Origin of the sequence: Sphingobium boeckii (genome assembly GCF_014199215.1) — a bacterium.
Lineage (GTDB): Bacteria > Pseudomonadota > Alphaproteobacteria > Sphingomonadales > Sphingomonadaceae > Sphingobium_A > Sphingobium_A boeckii.
In genome coordinates this window covers 144,890-165,101 of record NZ_JACIJC010000002.1, presented here as the reverse complement: position 1 = coordinate 165,101, position 20,212 = coordinate 144,890, and the positions used below count along the sequence as shown (strand labels likewise).

The following is a 20,212-nucleotide window of genomic DNA, read 5'->3' as shown; positions in this document are numbered from 1 at the left end:
GCATGGCGGTGAATGAGGTTTCGGATACCAATCAGCGAGTGCGCGACGCCGTGCTCCGACACGGACAATTATCGAAGCAGGGGCTGCTCGAGCGCGCCTTCACCTTCGCATTCCGAGGGTTGGTCTATGCCCAGATCTGGGAAGATCCCGCCATCGATCTGGAAGCGCTGCAGATCACGCCTGACAGTCATGTCGTGACCATCGCCAGCGGCGGCTGCAATGTCTTATCCTATCTCACTGCCGATCCCGCACGGATTACGGCGGTCGATCTGAACACCGCCCATATTGCCCTGAACCGCTTGAAACTGGCGGCCGCGACGCATCTGCCGGATCATGCGAGCTTCCGCCGCTTTTTTGGCGAAGCGGATCAGGCTGAGAATGTCGCTGATTATGAATATCATGTCCGCCCGCATCTCGACGCGGTCTCGCGCCGCTATTGGGAGGGGCGCGATCTGATCGGGCGGCGGCGGATCGGCGGCTTTGCCAAGGGGATTTACCGGCGCGGATTGCTGGGTGGTTTCATCGGCACCGCGCATCTGCTCGCCAAGCTCTATCGCATCGATCCGGGCGCGCTGCTCGCGGCGAACAGCGTGGAGGAGCAGCGCACGATCTTCGAGGAAAAGCTGGCACCGATCTTCGACAAGAAATTCGTCCGCTGGCTGACCGATCAGCCGGCCTCCCTGTTTGGCCTGGGTATTCCGCCCGCCCAATATGAGGCGCTGGCGGGGGACGATCCCGAAGGCATGGCGGCGGTGCTGCGCGCACGGCTGGAGAAGCTCGCCTGCGATTTCGATATCCGCCAGAATTACTTTGCGTGGCAGGCCTTTGGACGTGGCTATGGCAAAGGTCCGGACGCGCCTTTGCCGCCCTATCTCCAGCCGGCGCATTATGAGGCTGTGAAAGGTCGGATCGGCCGCGTCGATGTGCGGCACGCCAATTTCGCCGATTTCCTCGATAGCCAGCCCCAGGCAAGCCTTGATCGCTTCGTTTTGCTCGATGCGCAGGATTGGATGACGGACGCCCAGCTTGAGCGGTTGTGGATCGGGATCACGCGCACGAGCAAGCCCGGCGCGCGCGTCGTGTTTCGCACAGCGGCTGCGCCCAGCCTGTTACCGGGGCGCGTGCCCGATTCCATCCTGTCACGCTGGCATTATAAGGCGGCGGCGTCGCGCGATTTCACGGCGCGGGATCGTTCCTCAATCTATGGCGGCGTTCATCTCTATGTGCTGAAAGGCGCAGACTGATGGCGCATGTCGCATCGGGCGCGGCGCAGATGGATGCGATCTACCGCACCCAGCGACATTTTTACGATCTCACCCGCAAATATTATCTGCTGGGGCGAGACAGGCTGATCGGGGATCTGGCGGTGCCGCCGCACGGGACCGTGCTTGAAGTGGGCTGTGGCACGGGGCGCAATCTGATCGCGATCGCGCGCGCATGGCCGCACGCGCAATGTCATGGCTTCGACATTTCCAACGCCATGCTGGAAACCGCGACAGCCTCCATCGCGCGCGCAGGCCTGTCGGGCAAAATCCGGCTGGCGCAGGGCGACGCCACGCGCTTCGATCCGCGCCCCATGTTCAGGAAAGCCGCGTTCGAGAGGATCGTGTTTTCCTATACGCTTTCGATGATTCCCGGCTGGCGTGACGCCATCGGCGCTGCGGCGGACGTTCTGAGCGAAACGGGCGCAATCCATATCGTCGATTTCGGGCAGCAGGAGCGATTGCCAATTTGGTGGCGGTCGATCTTGTTCGGTTGGCTGGCGCGCTTCGATGTCACGCCACGCGCCGGATTGCGCGCCGTGCTGGAGGCGTTTGCGGCGGAGCACGGGATGCCGCTGGAATTCACATCGCTTTATCGCGGCTATGCCTGGAGCGCCGTGCTCAGGCGCTGAGCAGCCATTCCCGGAAGGTGCACATGGCGGTGGACTCGATCCGGGTCTTCAAGCGGGTGAGCCAATAGGCACCGGTCTCCCATTCGGTTGCAAAGGGCTGGATCAGGCGACCTTCGTCTCGTTCGGCGCGGAACATCGCGGCAGGAAGCAGTCCGACGCCTGCGCCCGCCATCGCCGCCGCCGCCATGGTGACCGAGGAATCGAAGATCGGCCCTCGCAAAGGCGGGCAGGGGGCGGCGGCCGCGCGAAACCAGCCGGGCCATTCATCGGCGCGATAGGATCGCAGCAAGGTTTCACCGGCGAGATCGGCGGGGCTTTTCAGCCGGCCTGCCAAAGCAGGGGCGCAGAGCGGCGTCAGCGGGGCGATGACCAGCCGGTCTGCCTCTGCACCCTGCCATGTGCCGTCGCCAAAGCGGATCGCATAATCCAGCCCTTCGCCCGCCAGATCGACCCGGTTGTTATTGGTCAGAATGCGCAGGTCGATGAAGGGATGCCGCACGCGGAAATCGGGCAGCCGGGGGATCAGCCAGCCGGTCGCAAAGGTGCCGACGACGCCCACGGTCAGCACATCGTGGAAGCGGCCATCGGCATAGCGCTCCAGCGTATGCCCGATGCGATCGAAGGACTCGGCGAGCACCGGGACAAGCGCCGCGCCTTCGTCGGTCAGCGCCAGCCCGCGTGGCAGGCGGCGGAACAGGATCGTGCCCAGCCGCTCTTCCAGGCGCTTCACCTGATGGCTCACCGCCGCCTGGCTGACGCACAATTCCAGCCCCGCGCGCGTGAAGCTGAGATGCCGTGCAGATGCTTCGAAAGCGCGCAGAGCGTTCAGCGGGAGATGCGGCCGATCCATATTTGACCCCAATTCAATTCATGGCTGCGCCGACATATCGTCGATTGTGAGGTACACGCCAAGGCGGCATTCTTCGCTGCGAAAAGGAGATGCAGCATGTTGGGACGGCGTGATATATTGATCGGCATCGGTGGCGCAACCGTGGGTCTGGCCGCGTTGCCACAATTGAGCATGGGCAGAATTAGCAAGGATTTGCGGGATGATGCGCTGCTTTCGGAGCTGGAGCGGATCGAACGGTCCATCGACGGTCGCATGGGATTTTCGCTTCATGATATGGACAGCGGATACCGTCTTTCCCGGCGTGGCGGCGAACGCTTTCCGATGTGCAGCACCTTCAAATTCATATTGGCGGCGGCCACGTTGAAGCGGGTGGATCAGGGCCGGGAGCGGCTCGACCGGCGCATCGCCATTATCAAGGCGGACATGGTGGAGCACGCCCCCGTTACCGAAAAGCATATTGGTCCTGCGGGCATGACGGTGGGGGCGTTGTGCGAAGCGACGATGACGCAAAGCGACAATCCGGCGGCCAATCTGCTATTGCGCGCGATGGGCGGCGTCGCGGTCTATAATGCGTTTCTGCGCAGCATCGGCGATCGGCATAGCCGGCTGGACCGGACCGAACCCGCGATCAACGAATCCGCGCCCGGCGATCCGCGCGACACGACCATGCCCGATGCGATGCGCGGCAATCTGGAGCGGTTGCTGATAGGGCACGCATTGACGCCGGCGTCTCGCGCCACACTGACCGGCTGGATGATCGCCAACAAGACAGGCGATAAAAGATTGCGCGCGGGCCTGCCGAAGAATTGGCGGATCGGCGACAAGACGGGGGCCGGCCTGAACGGCAGCAATAACGATATCGCGATCCTGTGGCCCCCGCGGCGCAAGCCAATCCTGATGACGAGCTATCTCACCGAATCCAACGCGTCATTCCAAGCCTGTAACGCGGCGCATCAGGCTGTTGCCGCAGCGGTGGCGAAATTTCTCGGCTAGGCATCTCGTGCGGCCGCCTGTCGGCAGCTTATCGCACGGGATTCAGGCGGCCTTGCGCAATTCCAGCCGACCCCAGATTTCCACGAGCGCCCCGGTCAGTTCGCGCATCATCTCTTCGGTGTGCGAGGGGCCGGGCGTGAAGCGCAGCCGCTCGAGACCGCGCGGCACGGTGGGATAATTGATCGGCTGCACATACACGCCATATTCGGCGAGCAGGATATCGCTGATCTTCTTCGCCCTGATCGGATCACCCACCATCAGCGGCACGATATGCGTGGTCGATGGCATCACGGGCAGGCCCGCATCGGCGAACATGTCCTTCAAGCATTGCGCAGCCGCCTGCTGCCCATCACGCTCTTCGCTCGATTGCTTCAGGTGACGCACCGCCGCCAGCACGCCCGCGACCAGCACGGGAGAGAGAGAAGTGGTGAAGATGAAGCCCGGCGCATAGCTGCGGATCACATCGATGATCATCTGATCGGCCGCGATATAACCGCCCATCACGCCGAAAGCCTTGCCCAGCGTGCCTTCGATGATCGTTAGTCGGTGCGCAGCGTCATCGCGCTCCGAAATGCCGCCGCCGCGTGCGCCATACATGCCGACGGCATGGACTTCGTCGAGATAGGTCAGCGCATTATATTTGTCCGCCAGATCGCAGATCGCGTGGATGGGCGCGACATCGCCGTCCATCGAATAGACGCTTTCGAACGCGATCAATTTGGGAACGTCGGGATCGGCGGCGGCGAGCAGCTCTTCCAGATGCTCCAGATCATTATGCCGGAAAACCTGCTTCTCGCAGCCCGAATTGCGGATGCCTGCGATCATCGAAGCGTGGTTCAATTCGTCCGAAAAGACCACGCAGCCGGGCAGGATCTTGGCGAGGGTAGAGAGCGTGGCGTCGTTCGAGACATAGCCCGACGTGAAGATCAGCGCACCTTCCTTGTCATGCAGATCGGCCAGCTCGGCTTCCAGATCGACGTGATAATGCGTGTTGCCGCCGATATTGCGGGTGCCGCCGGAGCCTGCGCCCACATCGTGCAGCGCGTCTTCCATGGCGGCGATCACCTTGGGATGCTGGCCCATGGCGAGATAATCATTGGAGCACCATACGGTGATCGGCTTGGGGCCGTTATGCCCGGCGAAGCAGCGCGCGTTCGGAAACGAGCCCTTGTTGCGCAGGATGTCGATGAATACCCGGTAACGTCCTTCGGCATGAAGCCGGTCGATCGCCTGGGTGAATACGCGATGATAATCCAATGTTTCGGCCCCTCAGCCCGTTATTCTATCGCTGCGCCCTTGTTGCAGACGCCTTTAGCGATGACCGCCGTCCATTGCCAGCGCGAACGGTTCGCAAATATACGCAATAATCCCGATTACAGTATTCGCATATCCTCAAATCCATAATTCCGAAGCGCCGGCACAAGGGAATCGACGCCCGGCGTGGCTGCGGTGAAGATCGCGATGCCAGCGCCCGGCTTCTCCGGCCAGACATGGCCCTGAGTCAGAAAGGCGATGCGCCGGGCGATGCCCTCGCCGCCGTGAACGAAGGAAAGAGGGCGTCCTGCGGCGCGGGCCAGTTCGGCCTCCACCAGTGGGAAATGCGTGCAGGCAAGCGCCACCACGTCCAGCATTTCGCCGCCCGGCTGGCCCGTAAGCCCGGCCATGGCGCGCGCGAAAACGGCGGGATCCGGTACCTCTCTACGAAGTTTGGCTTCGGCCGCATCCACCAATTCGGCAGACCCGTGGCGCAGCACCACGCAATCGCTCGCAAATTCGGCGGCCAGTCGATCGACATAGGGCTGGCGCACGGTGGCATCGGTGCCCAGCACGCCGATCACGCGGGTCTTCGAGGCGAGCGCCGCGGGCTTGATCGCGGGCACGGTGCCGACGATCGGCAGATCGAGCGCATGGCGCACGGCCCCCAATGCGATCGTGGAAGCCGTGTTGCAGGCGATCACGATCAGCCGCGGATTGAACCGCTCCGCCAATCGCCCGAGCAAGGCGGGCACGCGCGCTGCGATCTCAAGTTCGCTCTTGGTGCCATAAGGATAACCGGCATTGTCGGCGACATAGACGAAGGGCGCGGCGGGCAGCAGGGCGCGCGCCGGGGCAAGCACGGAAAGCCCGCCGATGCCGGAATCGAAGAACAGGATCGGGCGTTTGTCCGTCATCGGCGCGGGTTTAGCTTAACCGCGGCGCGCGTCAAATCATCGGCATTGATCCATATTGTTGCGGTTGGGTGATAATCCACTATTATGGCCGCAGAGGGGAATTTTGTGACTTCGATACCCTGGATCGCGCCGGCCCTGGCGCTCCTGATCGGCTATCTGCTGGGATCGATCCCGTTCGGACTGATCCTGACGCGGGTTTCCGGCGCGGGCGATCTGCGCACGATCGGATCGGGCAACATCGGTGCGACCAATGTGCTGCGCACCGGGCGCAAGGGCATTGCCGCGGCCACATTGCTGCTGGATATCGGCAAGGGCGCAGCCGCCGTGCTGATTGCCGGAGCGCTGTTTCCCGGCGGTGCCGTTCTGGCCGCGATCGGCGCGTTTTTCGGGCATCTATATCCGATCTGGCTCAAGTTCCGGGGCGGCAAGGGCGTTGCGGTCTTGATGGGGATCGCACTCGCGCTAAGCCCGGTGTGCGGGCTGGTGTTCGCGCTGATGTGGATCGGGATGTTGCTGGTGACGAGGATTTCTTCGGTGGGCGGGATGAGCGCTGCGATCGCATTGCCGGTCACCGCCGCGATATTGGGCGATTTCGAGCTGGTCGCGCTGTTTCTGGCGCTGTCGCTGATGGTCATCTGGAAACATCGGGAGAATATCGCGCGGCTGCTTTCGGGCACCGAGCCACGGATCGGCGGCGCAAAGGCGGACGCGCCGCAGGGTGACTGACCCGGCCGATGACCGCATCGCGCGGCTGCGCCTGATCCGCTCTTCCCAGATCGGCCCTGTCACCTGCCATCAACTCATATCCCGTTTCGGCAGCGCGCAGGCGGCGCTCGATGTCCTGCCCGATCTGGTGCGGCGTGGCGGCGGACGGGTGCCAAGGATCGCGACACAGGCGCAGGTGGAGGCGGAAATCGCCACGGTGGAACGGATCGGCGCACGCTATCTGTTTCGCGCGCAGGGGCTCTATCCCCGATTGCTCAACGAGATGGACAATGCACCCGCAGCCCTGATCGTGCGGGGCGATCTGAAATGGCTCGATCGGCCGGCGGTCGCGATCGTGGGCGCGCGCAATGCGTCCGCCGCCGCCTGCCGCTTTGCGCGGATATTGGCGCAAGGGCTTGGCGATGCGGGGATTTCGGTTGTGTCCGGCCTGGCGCGCGGGATCGATACCGCCGCGCATCAGGGATCGATCGATAGCGGCACAGTGGGCGTCATCGCCAGCGGGATCGATGTGACCTATCCGCCGGAAAATCGCGCGTTGCAGGAGGACGTCGCCACGCGCGGTGTGTTGATCGCCGAACAGCCGCCGGGCACCGAACCCCTGGCGCGGCATTTCCCCTATCGCAACCGGATCATCGCCGGGATGACGCTGGGCACGGTGGTGGTCGAGGCGGCGCCGCGATCCGGATCCCTGATTACCGCGCGGCTGGCGAATGAAGCGGGCCGCGAGGTGATGGCCGTCCCTGGCTCGCCGCTCGATCCGCGCGCGCAAGGCTGCAACGCGCTGATCCGCGATGGCGCGACGTTGATCCAGAGCGCGGCCGATGTGATCGAATCGGTGATGCCGCTGGGTGCGGCGCGGCTGGCGGAACCGTACTATCCATTCGAGCCTGCCGAACCCTATGTGGATACAGGCGATGTGGAGCGCGCCGCGCTGCTGTCGCTGCTCAGCCACACGCCGGTGCCGGTGGATGAATTGATCCGGCAGACGGGCTTGCCGTCCGCGATCGTGCAGACCGTGTTGCTTGAACTCGAACTGGGTGGCCGCTTGCAAAGACATGCGGGGGCGAAGGTCAGCCTTGCTTCTTGAAAGGGCTTGACGCATCCCCCCGCAACTCGCCAGCCTCGTGCGCCTATGCGTAAGGAAACGAACACTCCATGCAACTCGTCATCGTAGAATCGCCGGCCAAGGCAAAGACCATCGAGAAATATCTGGGTGGCGATTTTCGCGTGCTCGCTTCTTACGGTCACATCCGCGATCTGCCGCCCAAGGACGGGTCGGTCGATCCCGATGACGGTTTTGCGATGCAATGGGAGAATTACGCGGACAAGGGCAAGCAGCTCAAGGCGATCACCGACGAGGCCAAGAAAGCAACGCGGCTAATCCTTGCGACCGATCCCGATCGCGAGGGCGAGGCGATTTCATGGCATGTACAGGAAGTGTTGCGAAACAAGAAGGCACTGCCGGCGATCGTGGACCGGGTGACGTTCAATGCGATCACCAAGCAGGCGGTGACCGATGCGATGAAGGCACCGCGCGCGCTGGATGAGGACCTGATCGACGCCTATCGCGCCCGCCGCGCACTCGATTATCTCGTGGGATTCACGCTTTCCCCTGTGCTGTGGCGCAAGCTGCCCGGCGCGAAATCGGCCGGACGCGTGCAATCGGTCTCACTGCGTCTGATCGTGGAGCGTGAGCGCGAGATCGAGCAGTTCAAGCCCCAGGAATATTGGTCCGTCACCGCCGACATGGAACATGCGGGAACCGGCTTCGTCGCGCGGCTGACCAAGTGGCGCGGGGACAAGATCGATCGCCTGACGATCGGCAATCAGGGCGATGCCGAAGCCGCGAAGAAGGCGGTCGAGGATGGCCGGTTCAGCGTGGCGTCGGTGGAAACCAAGCCGCTCACGCGCAATCCGCCGCCGCCCTTCACCACCTCGACGCTGCAGCAGGAAGCCGCCCGCAAGCTGGGCTTTTCCGCGAGCCACACGATGCGCGTGGCGCAAAATCTCTACGAAGACGGCGCGATCACCTATATGCGCACCGATGGCGTGCAGATGGACCACAGCGCCATCTCCGCCGCGCGCAAGGCCGTGGCGGACCGCTATGACGCGGGCTATGTGCCCGACAAGCCACGGCAATATACCGCCAAGGCCAAGAATGCGCAGGAAGCCCATGAGGCGATCCGCCCGACCGATTTCGGCAAGGACAAGCTGGGCAGTGGTGATCATGCCAAGCTCTATGACCTGATCTTTAAGCGCGCACTCGCGAGCCAGATGGCCTCGGCACGGCTTGAGCGGACGACCGTCGAACTGGCGGATGGCAGCGGGCAGACGGGCCTGCGGGCCACGGGTCAGGTCGTGCTCTTTCCAGGCTTTCTCGCGCTTTATGAAGAAGGGCGCGACGACGCCCCTGGCCGCTCCGGGCAACAGACCGACGCGGGGGACGACGAGGACGGCCGCCTGCTGCCGCGCATGGCCGAGGGCGATGCGCCCGCGAAGAAGGCGGTCAATGCCGAACAGCATTTCACCCAGCCGCCGCCGCGTTACTCCGAGGCCAGTCTGGTCAAGAAGATGGAAGAGCTCGGTATCGGGCGGCCGTCCACTTATGCGTCTATTTTGCAGACGCTTAAGGATCGTTCTTATGTCCGTATCGAAAAAAACCGGTTTTTCGCGGAGGAAAGCGGACGGCTGGTCACGGCCTTTCTGGAGCGCTTCTTCGAACGCTATGTGAGCTATGATTATACCGCCGGGCTCGAGGAAGAGCTGGACGAGATTTCGGGCGGGCGCGCTGAGTGGCAGAAAGTGCTCGAAGCCTTTTGGGCCGATTTCAAGCCCAAGACCGCCGAGGTGATGGAACAGAAGCCATCGGAAGTGACGGCGGAACTGGACAAGTTTCTGGCCCCCTTCCTGTTTCCGGAAAAAGAGGATGGTAGCGATCCTCGCCTTTGCCCCAATTGCGGGGAAGGGCAGCTTGCCTTGCGCGGCGGCAAATTCGGCGCGTTCATCGCCTGCTCCAACTATCCGGAATGCAAATATACCCGCCGCTTCGCCCAGGCCGGCGGCGGTGACGCGGGCGCGGATACCGGTCCGGAAGTGCTGGGTGTCGATCCCGACACCAATCTGGAGGTGTCCAAGCGGTCCGGGCGTTTCGGCCCCTATGTTCAGCTTGGCGATGGCAAGGAAGCCAAGCGCAGTTCAATCCCCAAGGATGTGCCGGGTGAGGATTTCGGGCTGGAATGGGCGCTGAAGCTGCTCTCATTGCCGCGCACGATCGGCGTTCATCCCGAAAGCGGCAATCCGATCGCGGCCAGCATCGGGCGCTATGGCCCCTATCTGATCCATGACGGCAAATATGCGCGGCTGACGTCCACGGCCGAAGTGTTCGAGACGGGCATGAATGCCGCTGTGGTCAAGCTGGCCGAAGCCGCGGCCAATGGCGGTCGCCCGGCACGGGGCGCGGCGCGCGAGCCTCTGAAAGTCTATGGCAAGCATCCGCGCACCGATCTGGAGCTTAAGCTCATGGATGGCCGCTTCGGGGCTTACATCACCGATGGCACCACCAACGCCACGCTGCCCAAGTCGATCGACAAGGACGCCCTGACGCTGGAGGAAGCGGCGCAACTGATCGACGCGCGTGCGGCGATGCCGAGCAAGGGCAAGAAGAAAGCGGCACCGAAAAAGGCGGCTGCGAAGAAGCCGGCGGCGAAGAAGGCACCGGCCAAGAAGGCTGCGCCGAAGAAGAAGGCGGCGGAGGGCTGAGGGACGGGGGCCAACGCCGCTTCGCCGTTTGTCCCGAGCGAAGTCGAGGGACGTGGTGCAGGTGACAGACGTCCCTCGACTTCGGTCGGGACAACGGTGAGGAGAGAGTGCAGGCTTAAACCGTCACCAGCCGGTCCTCGCCCAGATCCTGCATCACGCTCACCAGGCCGCCATAGTCCACCCGGGGGTCGAAATCTTCCGGCCGGGCATTGGCCAGTTGCAGGCCCGACTGGCAGGCGATGATACGGACACCCAGTTTCAGCGCCTCATCGAACAGGATGGCGAGCGCAGGCAGGCCGGCGTCTTCATGCGTATCGTCTTCCCAGCCCTGGAGCGGTTCGCGGATCGCGCGGACCGCCTCACCCTGCAGGAAAATCCGCGCGTTTCCGCCCAGCGCGGCATGGGCGGCGGCGATGGAGAGCGCGCCGCGCAATCGTTCGGACGAACCCTCTATGACGATGACCGTCAGCCCGCGCACTTGGGGCACCCCGGATCCTTGGGCAATGTCAGCGTGCGGAACCGCAGCGAGAGCCCGTCTGCCAGCAGCAATTTGCCTGCACTGTCCTCGCCAAAGGGCATCAGCGCGCGGATCACCTCCAGCGCGGCGAGGCTCCCCATGATGCCGGTGAGCGCGCCCATCACGCCCTGATCTGCGCAGGACACATCGGGACGGTCGGGATCACCGCCCACGAAGCAGCGATAACAGGGCTTGTCCTTCTCCCAGCCGCGATAGACCGCAAGCTGCCCCTCGAACTGGCCCACCGCGGCGGAAATGAGCGGGATTCGAAGCGTTAGGGCGGCGTCCGCCACTGCGAGCCGGGTCGTGAAATTGTCACATCCATCAAGCACCGCATCGACGCCTTTCAGAAGGTAGGCGGCATTTTCTGCCGTGATCCGAATCGGATGCGCGGTAATCTTCGTATCCGGCGTCAGCCGCGCCACGGCATCGCCCGCCGCCTCCACCTTGGCGCGACCCTCGTCGACGGTGCCGAACAGCGTCTGCCGCTGGAGATTGGAGAGCGAGACATGATCGTCATCGATCAGCGTCAGCCGCCCCACGCCCGCAGCCGCGAGATACTGGATTGCCGGAGACCCGATCCCGCCCGCGCCGATGATGGCGACATGGCTGGCGAGCAGCTTTGCCTGCCCAGCGCCTCCAATCTCCTTCAGGATGATATGGCGGGCGTATCGCTCTAGCTGGGTATCGCTCAGATCATTCACGACCCATCCTTTGCCGTTTGTCCCGAGCGAAGTCGAGGGACGTGGTGCGGGTGACAGACGTCCTCCGATTTCGGCCTTCGGCCGAAGAGTATCCTGAGCGCCTGCCGGGCGTTAAAGCGCCTTCACGCCCGTCGATCCGAAGCCACCCGCGCCGCGTGCGGTCTCGTCCAACGCCTCCACTTCGGCAAAGGTTGCGTGCTGCACCTTGGCCGGAACAAGCTGCGCGATCCGGTCGCCGCGCGCGATTTCAAAGGCTTCGCTGCCCAGATTGATCATGATGATCTTCATCTCGCCGCGATAATCGGCGTCGATCGTGCCGGGCGTATTGGGCAGCGAAATCCCGTGTTTGAGCGCCAGGCCGGAGCGCGGGCGAACCTGCACCTCATAGCCTTGGGGAATGGCGATCGCGAAGCCGGTAGCGACTGCGTGGCGTGCCCCGGGTGCCAGTGTCACAGCCTCGGCCGCAACCACATCCATGCCCGCCGCATGGGCGGTGGCATAAGAGGGCAGGGGCAGGCCTTCGCCGTGGGGCAGGCGCTTGATCGCGATGGAGATGGTCATGGTCGCCTTTCGGAAATGATGCCGCGGGCATAGCGACGCGGGCGCGAGTCGGGAAGCGGCTCAGAGCAGGGATAGAGCGGCTGCGATCCTTTCGGCGATCTTCATCGCGACCACGTCCTTGGGCTGCTCGTCCCAGTTTTCCACGCCATCCGTGGTCACGATCTGCACGCGATTGCGCTCGCCGCCCATGACATCGCCCGATACGTCATTGGCGATGATCCAGTCACAGCCCTTGCGCGCCAGCTTGGCGCGCGCGTGCGCCACGATGTCGTCGGTCTCGGCGGCAAAGCCGATCAGCAGCGCTGGGCGTTTGTCCGACTTCGAGAGCGTGGCGAGAATATCGGGATTTTCAGTCAGGACGAGGCTCGGGATGGTGCCATCGCCGGCCTTCTTGATCTTGGACGTCGCGGCATTTTCCGTCCGCCAGTCGGCGACGGCGGCGACCATCACGGCGGCGTCGGCGGGCAGCGCGGCATCGACGGCGGCAGCCATGTCGCGTGCGGTTTGCACGTCGATCCGTTCCACGCCCACGGGCGTGACCAGATCAACCGGCCCGGCGACCAGAGAGACGCGCGCGCCCAGCATTGCCAGCGCGCCTGCGATGGCAAAGCCCTGCTTGCCCGATGAGCGATTGGCGATGTAGCGCACGGGATCGATCGGCTCATGCGTCGGCCCCGCGGTCACGAGGATATGGCGTCCGGCAAGCGGCAATGTTTTCGGCTTGGCTACAGCGACATAGCCGCCAAAATGCGCGCGGATCGCGTCCATGATCGCTTCGGGTTCTGGCAGGCGACCGGGACCGAATTCGCCGCAGGCCATCGGGCCTTCATCGGGATCAAGGACGATCACGCCATCGCCACGCAATTGCGCCACATTGCGCTGCGTGGCCGCATGGCTCCACATCCTTACGTTCATCGCGGGCACGGCCATCACCGGCTTGTCGGTTGCGAGCAGCAATGTCGTGGCCAGGCTATCGGTGATCCCCGCCGCCATCTTGGCGAGCAGATCGGCAGTGGCGGGGCAGACGACGACCAGATCGGCCTCGCGGCTCAAGCGGATATGCCCCATCTCCGCTTCATTCTTCAAATCCCACAGGCTGGTGTGAACGGGCTGTTCGGACAGGGCCGCCAGCGTCATCGGCGTAATGAACTGCGCGCCGCCATCAGTCAGCACGCAGCGCACGCTCATCCCCGCCTTGCGGATCAGGCGGATCAGCTCGCAGGCTTTATAAGCCGCGATCCCGCCGCCGACGATAAGGAGGATGCGCTTGCCCTTCATACCGGACCTAATGCCGTGCAGCGGCGTCTGAGTCGAGGGCAGGGCGGCGGAAGGGCACGATGAGATCGGTGAGGGCTGCGGGCACGAACATCAGGCCGAGCAAAAGCAGTGGCGCGATCAGCAGACCCCAATAGAAATTGTCCGGCCGTGCGAAGACCATCAGCATGACGGCGTAACCGATCAGTGTAAGGCTCGTGCGCAGCGCAAACGGCGTCCGCCAAGATATCCAGCCGAGCAGCGCGAGCGGGATCAGGATCGCACTCAGCCATTGCGGAAACAGGGTGAGCGGTGTGGTGAGCCGCATCGCCGCTATGAAAAATGTCCAGCCGCCCATGCCGTTCCAACCCGATGACACAGGATCGGCAGCGCTGGTGACAGCGGCCACCTGTCCGACATGCCAGAGCAGATAGCCGGCGAACACCGCGATGACCGCGCCCCAAGCTGCGCCTTCCCGCTTCTTGCCATCGATCAGCGCCAATATGCCCATGGCGAGGACGTAAGCGATGGCGGTTTCGCGAATGAGCACGGCGCAAAGCCCGGCCACAACGCTGCCGATCCAGCGGTCCCGCCGCCGTAGCGCCAGTGAAAGCGCGATCAGCAAAGCGGCCCATGTCTCATGAAATAAGATCATGCCGGGCTGCGCGGCCACGACCGATCCGCACAGAATCAGCGCAGCGCCGATGGCTAGCCGGGTCCGGCTGCCGAAAGCCTCGCTCAGCCTCGCCGTCCAGAGCGCGACGACCGCGGCGATCAGCAGGAAGATCATCCCGCGCGGCATTGGCGCGGGCAGCAGCGTGAGCAATGTCGCGAGGGTGGGAAGCCTAAAAGCGATAAAGGGCCGGAGCGGAAAGCCGCCCGCGCGCAAAGCTTCGGCCGCGGCGGGATAATAGGATGCGCCGCGATCCATTTCAGTAACGATCGTTTGATATAGCCTGGCGTCCGTGCCGCCTTTGCTATTGGCGGCGTAGGGCGCTGTGGTGCCCGGCTTGATCGAGCGCCCAGAGGCTCCGATTCCCGTCAATATGGCGACAGACAGCAACGCCAATATCGTCATGGACACCCATGCCGAGCATCCGGCGAAGCGGGTGGGCGGGTCTTTCATCGCTCGAACCGGACGCGCTGATGCAACACTGTTTGTTTTTCTCGCTCAAACCGCCGCGATGAAGCGCCATCTGATGTCGATAAGGCAAGATGGTTAAGTTAGCGTGTTCGGATCACCCGAAGAAAAGCGTACCCGCGATTCCGGCCGCAGCGGCGAGGATCGCCACCGCGGCATAGCGCCATCCGCCGCCGATCCGCACGACCTGGATTTCGCGCAGGGGCGGGGCCGGGGGTGCCGCGCCGGCTTTGGGATAATGCGTCTCGATCCGGCGGACCAGATCGGGCAGGCCGGCCAACGTGCGGAAATCGAGGATCAGGCGATCGGCGAGTGCGGCTTCCGGGCCAAGCTCGGTCCGCATCCATTCCTGCACGAACGGGCCGGACGTATCCCACATATTGATATCGGGATCGAGCGACTGGGCGACGCCCTCGACCATGACCATCGTCTTTTGCAGCAGCAGCAGATGCGGCTGGGTCTGCATGTCGAAGTCGCGGGTGATCGCGAACAGCCCGTCGAGCATCTGGCCGATCGAGATATCCTTGACCGGCAGACCGCGGATCGGCTCGCCCACGGCTCTCAGCGCGGTGGCGAATTCATCGACATTGTGATGTGCGGGCACATATTGCGCCTCGAAGTGAATTTCGGCCACGCGGCGGTAATTGCCGGTGAGCAGGCCATAGAGAATTTCCGCCAGCCAGGTGCGCGCCTGACGGTTGATCCGGCCCATGATCCCGAAATCGATCGCCGCCAGATCGCCATTGGGCATGGCGAAGAGGTTGCCCTGATGCAGATCGGCGTGGAAAAAGCCTTCCGATATGGCCTGGCGCAGAAAGGCGCGGATCAGACGCTGGGCGAGGATCTTGGGATCATGGCCAGCGGCGATCAAGTCATCGCGGCGGGAGAGCTTGATCCCGTCGATCCATTCCAGCGTCATCACGCGGCGTGCCGTGCGCTGCCAGTCGATCGACGGGATCTTATACCCCGGCTCCGCCGTCATGGCCTCGGCCAGTTCGGAAGCGGAGGCGGCTTCGCGGCGCAGATCGAGCTCGCGCATCGTCCATTGGCGGAACGTGGCGATGACGAGACGGGGGCGGAGACGGGAAAGTTCGCCGCCCATCGCTTCCACTTGTGCGGCGGCCCATTCATAGGTCTCCAGCGCCGCGGCGAAATCGTCTTCTATGTGAGGGCGCAGCACTTTAATCGCGACCGTGCGGCCCTCGGTGGTGACGGCCTTGTGCACCTGCGCAATGGATGCGGCACCCACGGGCACCGGATCAATGCTCTGGAACAAGTTTTCGACCGGCTTGCCCAAAGCGGTTTCGATACTGGCGCGGATCACTTCAAAAGGCGCGGGGGGCAAGGCGTCCTGAAGCCGGAAGAGATCGCGCGCGGCTTCCTCTCCCACCAGATCGGGGCGGGTGGCGAGCGACTGGCCCAGTTTGATCGCGGCGGGGCCAAGCGCCTCGAACGCGGCGGAATAATTGGGCTGTTTGGGCACGCGCGCGCCGAAACGCGCGATGCGGATCAGCATTTTGACGCGCGGCGGGGTCAGCGGATCGCGCTCGATCCCCTGCAAGGCCCCATGCCGCGCCAGAGTGCGGCCCCATTTCAGGAGACGCCAGCCATGAGTGACGGGGTGGGTCAAATCTTCCAGCCGCTATGGATGGCCACGAGCCCGCCCAGCATCGGCTCCACGTTGGACTGAACGAAGCCGGCCTTGTCGATCATGCCCTTGAACGTGGCCATATCGGGGAAACGCCGGATCGATTCGATCAGATAGCGATAGCTCTCTTCATCATTGGCCAGCAGCTTGCCGAGCTTGGGCACCATCGTATGCGAATAGCGATCATAGACGTCGGAGAAGCCGGGCCACAGCGTGGTGGAGAATTCCAGGCAGAAGAAGCGGCCGCCGCGTTTCAGCACGCGGTGCGCATCGTTCAACGCCTGCTGCACATGGGTCACATTGCGGATCCCGAAGGCGATCGTATAGGCATCGAAACTGGCTGATGGAAAGCTGAGCGTTTCGGCATTTTCCTCGGCCCAGATCAGGCCTTCCAGCCCCTTTTTCCGCGCGCGCTCCATGCCGACTTCCAGCATTTGCGGATTGATGTCGGACACCGTGATCGCGGCACCCGAGGCGTGCATCCGAAAGGCGATGTCCCCCGTGCCGCCCGCGACGTCGAGGATCAATTCGCCGGCGCGCGGTTTCACCCGGCGCACGAAGCGGTCTTTCCACAGCCGGTGCATCCCGCCGGACATGGCATCATTCATGAGATCATATTTCGCCGCCACGTTGGAGAAGACGGCGCGGACGCGGCCGGCCTTCTCGCTGGCGTCGATATCTTGATAGCCGAAGGAAACGGTGTCGGTCATTGGAACGCCTCTCGTGCCGATCCTGCAAACTGCGGGGCCTGCGGTTGGGTGAGGACGCTCTAGCCAGACTTGCCGCGGGTGCAAAGCCTGTTAAGTCCTTGGCCATGCCTGAATTGCCCGAAGTCGAAACCACGGTGCGCGGCCTGACCGGGGTGCTGGAGGGGGAAGTGCTGGCACGCGTGGAGCCGCGCCGCGCCGATCTGCGCCGCGCCATCCCCGTCGATCTGCGGCAAAGGCTGACCGGCGCGCGCGTGACAGGGCTTTCCCGCCGCGCGAAATACGGGCTTATCGCGACCGACCGGGGCGATACGATGATCTTTCACCTGGGTATGTCCGGGCGCTGGCGGGTCGATCCGGAGGACATCGGCACGCATGATCATCTGGTGATCGAAACCGGATCGGGGCGGTTGTTGGCGCTGAACGATCCGCGGCGGTTCGGCTCGATCGACCTGGTGGAAACCGCGCTGGTGGAGCGATTTGCACCGTTCATGGCGCTGGGGCCGGAGCCTTTGGGCGAGGGTTTCGACGCGCCCTATCTCGCCGCCGCGCTGGAGGGGCGAGTCTCCGCGATCAAATTGCTGTTGCTCGATCAACGGATCGTGGCGGGACTCGGCAATATCTATGTGTGTGAATCGCTGCATATGGCGGGCATTGCGCCGACCAAACCAGGCGGCCGGATTGCGCGCAAACGGCTCGATCTGCTGGTGGAGGCGATCAAGGAGGTTCTGGCGGCGGCGATCGAAGCGGGGGGCTCCACCTTGCGTGATTATGCGCGGCCGGATGGGCAATTGGGCTATTTTTTCAAGCAATGGCGCGTCTATGGGCGCGAAGGACTTGAGTGCCCCGTTTGTGCGCAGCCCGTTCTTCGCCGCGTGGATGGGGGACGCTCCACCTTTTACTGTGGAAAATGCCAAGGTTGATTAGGTCGGCGTTGAGCGGTTGACCAGCGACGAGTCTGTGGTTATTGGAGCCGCTTTCCGGGCGTGGATGATTTCCGCGCCTTCTTTCTTTCGAATATGAGGCAGCAGGCATGGCGAATACGCCGCAAGCAAAGAAGCGCATCCGGCGGAACGCCCGTCGTACCGAAGTCAATGGCAACCGCATCGGTCGCATCCGTACCTTCGTCAAGAAGGTGGAAGCGGCTCTCGAAGCGGGTGACAAAGCTGCCGCCAGCGCAGCGCTTCAGGGCGTTCAGCCCGAGCTGATGCGCGGCGTTGCCAAGGGCGTGCTTCATCGCAACACGGCTTCGCGCAAGTTCTCGCGCCTCAACAAGCGGGTCGCGGCGCTCGCCTGACCCCCTATTTGGGTAAACAAAAACGAAAGGCCCGCCGGCTTCCAGTCGGCGGGCCTTTTGTTTTGCGCGGGCTCTATTCCCGCTGCCTAGGCAATCCCGCGATTCGCCCGTCATTGCGATATCGCAACCAAGTCTAAAGCATTAAAATAAAACAGAAAAATGCCCATCTGGTTGATTTGCGCGCCTTTGCGGAGTCAAGCGTCTTTATTTCATATTTTTGACAGGGCTGCCCTTGATCCGGGTCCGAGTCCGTCCCTAAAACAGACCTCCGGCGAGTCGTATCAGTGGCCGGGACAGCATGATTCAGCGGGTATTCGCGTCGGGGCAAGTCAGTTCCGGCCGAGGGAGCGCGTTGACTCTGATTGAAGGCGCATTGAGCGCGCAGGTGGGCAGGGCGAGGCGTGAACCGAATGGCGAATAACAAGGCGCAGGACGTGACTTACGAGAATGCTGCGCCGTTCGCCCAAGCCTGGACCGAGGTCCGTGCCGGACTGCGGCGCGATTGCGGGGTGCGCACGTTCGATCACTGGCTGAAGCCGATCCGGCTGGGCGCGTTTCACGCCGAAGACGGCCTTGTCGAAATGGTGCTGCCCTCTCCCTTCATGGCGCGCTGGGTCGAATCGCATTTCGCGGAGCGGCTGACGCTCGCGTGGCGCGCCGTCGCGCCGATGGTGAGCGGCGTTATGGTGCTCGCAGAGGACGCTGTGGAGGGCGTGGCTCTCTATGCCGCGGAGCCGGAGCCCGAGGCGCTGGCGGTCGTGCCGCAGCCCATTCCCGAGCCCCGCACCGCCAGTTCGCTCGATCAGCGTTTCACGTTCGACAGTTTCATCACCGGCGATGCCAATGCGCTCGCGGGCAGCGCGGCGCGCAAGATGGCCGAAAGCGGCCCGGTGATGTTCAATCCCTTGTTCATCCATGGCGGCACGGGCCAGGGCAAGACGCATCTGCTGCACGCCATCGGCCATGCTTTCGAGGCCAGCCAGCCCGGTGCCAATATCGTCTACATGTCTGCCGAGAAGTTCATGGTGGAATTCGTCTCGGCGATGCGGGCGAAGGATACGCTCGGGTTCAAGGCCAAGCTCCGCTCCGCCGATCTGCTGATGATCGACGATGTGCAGTTCATCGCCGGCAAGGGATCGACGCAGGAGGAGTTTCTCCACACCGTCAATGAGGTGATGGCCAGCGGCAAAAGGCTGGTGATCAGCGCCGACCGCAGCCCGCAGGCGCTGGAAGGCGTGGATGCGCGCATCCTCTCGCGCCTCGCCATGGGTCTGGTGGCCGATGTAAAGCCCGCCGACCATGATCTGCGCCTGGCCATCCTCCGCCGCAAGGCCGAGGCGGCCGGGTCCGTGGTGCCCGAGGAAGTGGTCTGCTTCCTGGCCCGCAAGATCGCCAACAATGTCCGCGAACTGGAAGGGGCGATGAACCGCGTCGCGGCTTATGCCACGCTCACCGGGCGCGCCATCGACCTGGCCTTCACCCAGGACGTGCTGGGCGATCTGCTGCAGGCCAGCCAGCGCAAGGTGACGATCGACGAGATCCAGAAACGGGTGTGCGACCATTTCGACATCCGCCAGAATGATCTGGTCTCCGCCCGCCGCGCCCGCGCCATCGCCCGTCCGCGCCAGATCGCCATGTATCTGGCGAAACGGCTGACCCCGCGCTCACTGCCTGAAATCGGCCGCAAATTCGGCGGCCGCGATCACACTACGGTGATCCACGCCGTGCGCCAGATCGAGAAGCTGCGCGCCAGCGACACCGAGATCGACGGCGACGTCCGCGCGCTGATCCGGACGCTCGAGGGCTGATTTAGAGCGTGATGACGTTGCATGGCTCCGTCATTGCGAGGAGCGCAGCGACGCGGCAATCCAAGGTGGCATAAACCGTTCTGGATTGCTTCGCTACGCTCGCAATGACGGGTTGGATCGACCGAAAGCCATCGCACTCTGCCCATAACCGTCATGCTGAACTTGTTTCAGCATCCATTCGT

The 20,212-nt window shown here is 63.5% G+C and carries 20 protein-coding genes; 10 read left to right on the top strand and 10 right to left on the bottom strand.

All coding sequences use genetic code 11. From position 1 onward, the window contains the following. Positions 1-2 precede the first annotated feature (2 nt). Together FHS49_RS05935 and FHS49_RS05930 are read left to right on the top strand one after the other, a co-directional pair. The gene (locus tag FHS49_RS05935; protein ID WP_184017342.1) at positions 3-1,244 is read left to right on the top strand and encodes a BtaA family protein; all 1,242 of its coding nucleotides are present in this window, start codon (positions 3-5) and stop codon (positions 1,242-1,244) included. After that, positions 1,244-1,894: a class I SAM-dependent methyltransferase gene (locus FHS49_RS05930; RefSeq protein WP_246350393.1), complete on the top strand. Its 651-nt coding sequence runs from the start codon at positions 1,244-1,246 to the stop codon at positions 1,892-1,894. Before FHS49_RS05935 ends, FHS49_RS05930 begins: the two co-directional genes overlap by 1 nt. Here the strand turns inward: FHS49_RS05930 and FHS49_RS05925 are convergent. Continuing rightward, the gene (locus FHS49_RS05925; protein ID WP_184016343.1) at positions 1,884-2,744 is read right to left on the bottom strand and encodes a LysR family transcriptional regulator; all 861 of its coding nucleotides are present in this window, start codon (positions 2,742-2,744) and stop codon (positions 1,884-1,886) included. The two genes, FHS49_RS05930 and FHS49_RS05925, sit on opposite strands and share 11 nt — an antisense overlap. Before the next feature lie 96 nt (positions 2,745-2,840). Between FHS49_RS05925 and bla the strand changes: the two genes are divergently transcribed. Continuing rightward, positions 2,841-3,737 (top strand): class A beta-lactamase, encoded by an 897-nt coding sequence (bla, locus tag FHS49_RS05920; RefSeq protein ID WP_184016341.1) that lies wholly within the window; start codon positions 2,841-2,843, stop codon positions 3,735-3,737. Positions 3,738-3,779: 42 nt separating this feature from the next. Here the strand turns inward: bla and hemA are convergent, their stop codons facing one another. Together hemA and murI are read right to left on the bottom strand one after the other, a co-directional pair. Further along, positions 3,780-4,994, bottom strand: a complete 1,215-nt coding sequence (gene hemA / locus FHS49_RS05915) for a 5-aminolevulinate synthase (protein WP_184016339.1) — start codon at positions 4,992-4,994, stop codon at positions 3,780-3,782. Positions 4,995-5,110: 116 nt separating this feature from the next. Next, on the bottom strand, positions 5,111-5,908 hold the full coding sequence (gene murI, locus FHS49_RS05910) for a glutamate racemase (RefSeq protein ID WP_184016337.1): 798 nt from the start codon (positions 5,906-5,908) through the stop codon (positions 5,111-5,113). Positions 5,909-6,013: 105 nt separating this feature from the next. Between murI and plsY the strand changes: the two genes are divergently transcribed. From plsY to topA, 3 genes are all read left to right on the top strand, one after another. After that, the gene (plsY, locus tag FHS49_RS05905; protein ID WP_343052908.1) at positions 6,014-6,634 is read left to right on the top strand and encodes a glycerol-3-phosphate 1-O-acyltransferase PlsY; all 621 of its coding nucleotides are present in this window, start codon (positions 6,014-6,016) and stop codon (positions 6,632-6,634) included. Beyond that, positions 6,627-7,721, top strand: coding sequence for a DNA-processing protein DprA (gene dprA / locus FHS49_RS05900; protein ID WP_184016333.1), 1,095 nt, complete (start codon positions 6,627-6,629; stop codon positions 7,719-7,721). The genes plsY and dprA overlap by 8 nt, the downstream gene beginning before the upstream one ends. Positions 7,722-7,789: 68 nt before the next feature. After that, the gene (gene topA / locus FHS49_RS05895; RefSeq protein ID WP_184016331.1) at positions 7,790-10,393 is read left to right on the top strand and encodes a type I DNA topoisomerase; all 2,604 of its coding nucleotides are present in this window, start codon (positions 7,790-7,792) and stop codon (positions 10,391-10,393) included. Between the two features lie 115 nt (positions 10,394-10,508). Here topA and FHS49_RS05890 read toward each other — a convergent pair whose 3' ends face one another. From FHS49_RS05890 to FHS49_RS05870, 5 genes are all read right to left on the bottom strand, one after another. Further along, positions 10,509-10,880: a DsrE family protein gene (locus tag FHS49_RS05890; protein ID WP_343052907.1), complete on the bottom strand. Its 372-nt coding sequence runs from the start codon at positions 10,878-10,880 to the stop codon at positions 10,509-10,511. Then, positions 10,859-11,614 carry a molybdopterin-synthase adenylyltransferase MoeB gene (locus FHS49_RS05885; RefSeq protein WP_184016330.1) on the bottom strand — a complete coding sequence of 252 codons (756 nt, stop codon included), beginning with the start codon at positions 11,612-11,614 and terminating at the stop codon, positions 10,859-10,861. Before FHS49_RS05885 ends, FHS49_RS05890 begins: the two co-directional genes overlap by 22 nt. A 111-nt stretch (positions 11,615-11,725) precedes the next feature. Then, the gene (gene dut / locus FHS49_RS05880; protein ID WP_184016328.1) at positions 11,726-12,175 is read right to left on the bottom strand and encodes a dUTP diphosphatase; all 450 of its coding nucleotides are present in this window, start codon (positions 12,173-12,175) and stop codon (positions 11,726-11,728) included. Positions 12,176-12,235: 60 nt separating this feature from the next. Continuing rightward, positions 12,236-13,453, bottom strand: a complete 1,218-nt coding sequence (gene coaBC, locus FHS49_RS05875) for a bifunctional phosphopantothenoylcysteine decarboxylase/phosphopantothenate--cysteine ligase CoaBC (protein ID WP_184016326.1) — start codon at positions 13,451-13,453, stop codon at positions 12,236-12,238. A gap of 7 nt (positions 13,454-13,460) precedes the next feature. Next, complete coding sequence (locus FHS49_RS05870; protein WP_184016324.1) at positions 13,461-14,474, bottom strand: glycosyltransferase family protein; 1,014 nt, start codon at positions 14,472-14,474, stop codon at positions 13,461-13,463. 1 nt (position 14,475) lies between these two features. Here FHS49_RS05870 and FHS49_RS05865 point away from each other — a divergent pair, with 1 nt between their 5' ends. Continuing rightward, positions 14,476-14,652 (top strand): hypothetical protein, encoded by a 177-nt coding sequence (locus tag FHS49_RS05865; RefSeq protein WP_184016322.1) that lies wholly within the window; start codon positions 14,476-14,478, stop codon positions 14,650-14,652. Between the two features lie 15 nt (positions 14,653-14,667). Here the strand turns inward: FHS49_RS05865 and ubiB are convergent, their stop codons facing one another. Next, the gene (gene ubiB, locus FHS49_RS05860) at positions 14,668-16,200 is read right to left on the bottom strand and encodes a 2-polyprenylphenol 6-hydroxylase (protein ID WP_184016320.1); all 1,533 of its coding nucleotides are present in this window, start codon (positions 16,198-16,200) and stop codon (positions 14,668-14,670) included. Beyond that, positions 16,197-16,928, bottom strand: coding sequence for a class I SAM-dependent methyltransferase (locus FHS49_RS05855; protein ID WP_184016318.1), 732 nt, complete (start codon positions 16,926-16,928; stop codon positions 16,197-16,199). The genes ubiB and FHS49_RS05855 overlap by 4 nt, the downstream gene beginning before the upstream one ends. Before the next feature lie 104 nt (positions 16,929-17,032). Here FHS49_RS05855 and mutM point away from each other — a divergent pair, with 104 nt between their 5' ends. The 3 genes from mutM to dnaA all read left to right on the top strand — a co-directional run bounded on the left by mutM (position 17,033) and on the right by dnaA (position 20,030). Continuing rightward, on the top strand, positions 17,033-17,848 hold the full coding sequence (gene mutM, locus FHS49_RS05850; protein WP_184016316.1) for a bifunctional DNA-formamidopyrimidine glycosylase/DNA-(apurinic or apyrimidinic site) lyase: 816 nt from the start codon (positions 17,033-17,035) through the stop codon (positions 17,846-17,848). Positions 17,849-17,958: 110 nt separating this feature from the next. After that, the gene (gene rpsT / locus FHS49_RS05845) at positions 17,959-18,222 is read left to right on the top strand and encodes a 30S ribosomal protein S20 (protein WP_184016314.1); all 264 of its coding nucleotides are present in this window, start codon (positions 17,959-17,961) and stop codon (positions 18,220-18,222) included. Positions 18,223-18,632: 410 nt separating this feature from the next. Next, the gene (dnaA, locus tag FHS49_RS05840; RefSeq protein ID WP_184016312.1) at positions 18,633-20,030 is read left to right on the top strand and encodes a chromosomal replication initiator protein DnaA; all 1,398 of its coding nucleotides are present in this window, start codon (positions 18,633-18,635) and stop codon (positions 20,028-20,030) included. The last annotated feature ends 182 nt before the right edge of the window (positions 20,031-20,212 follow it).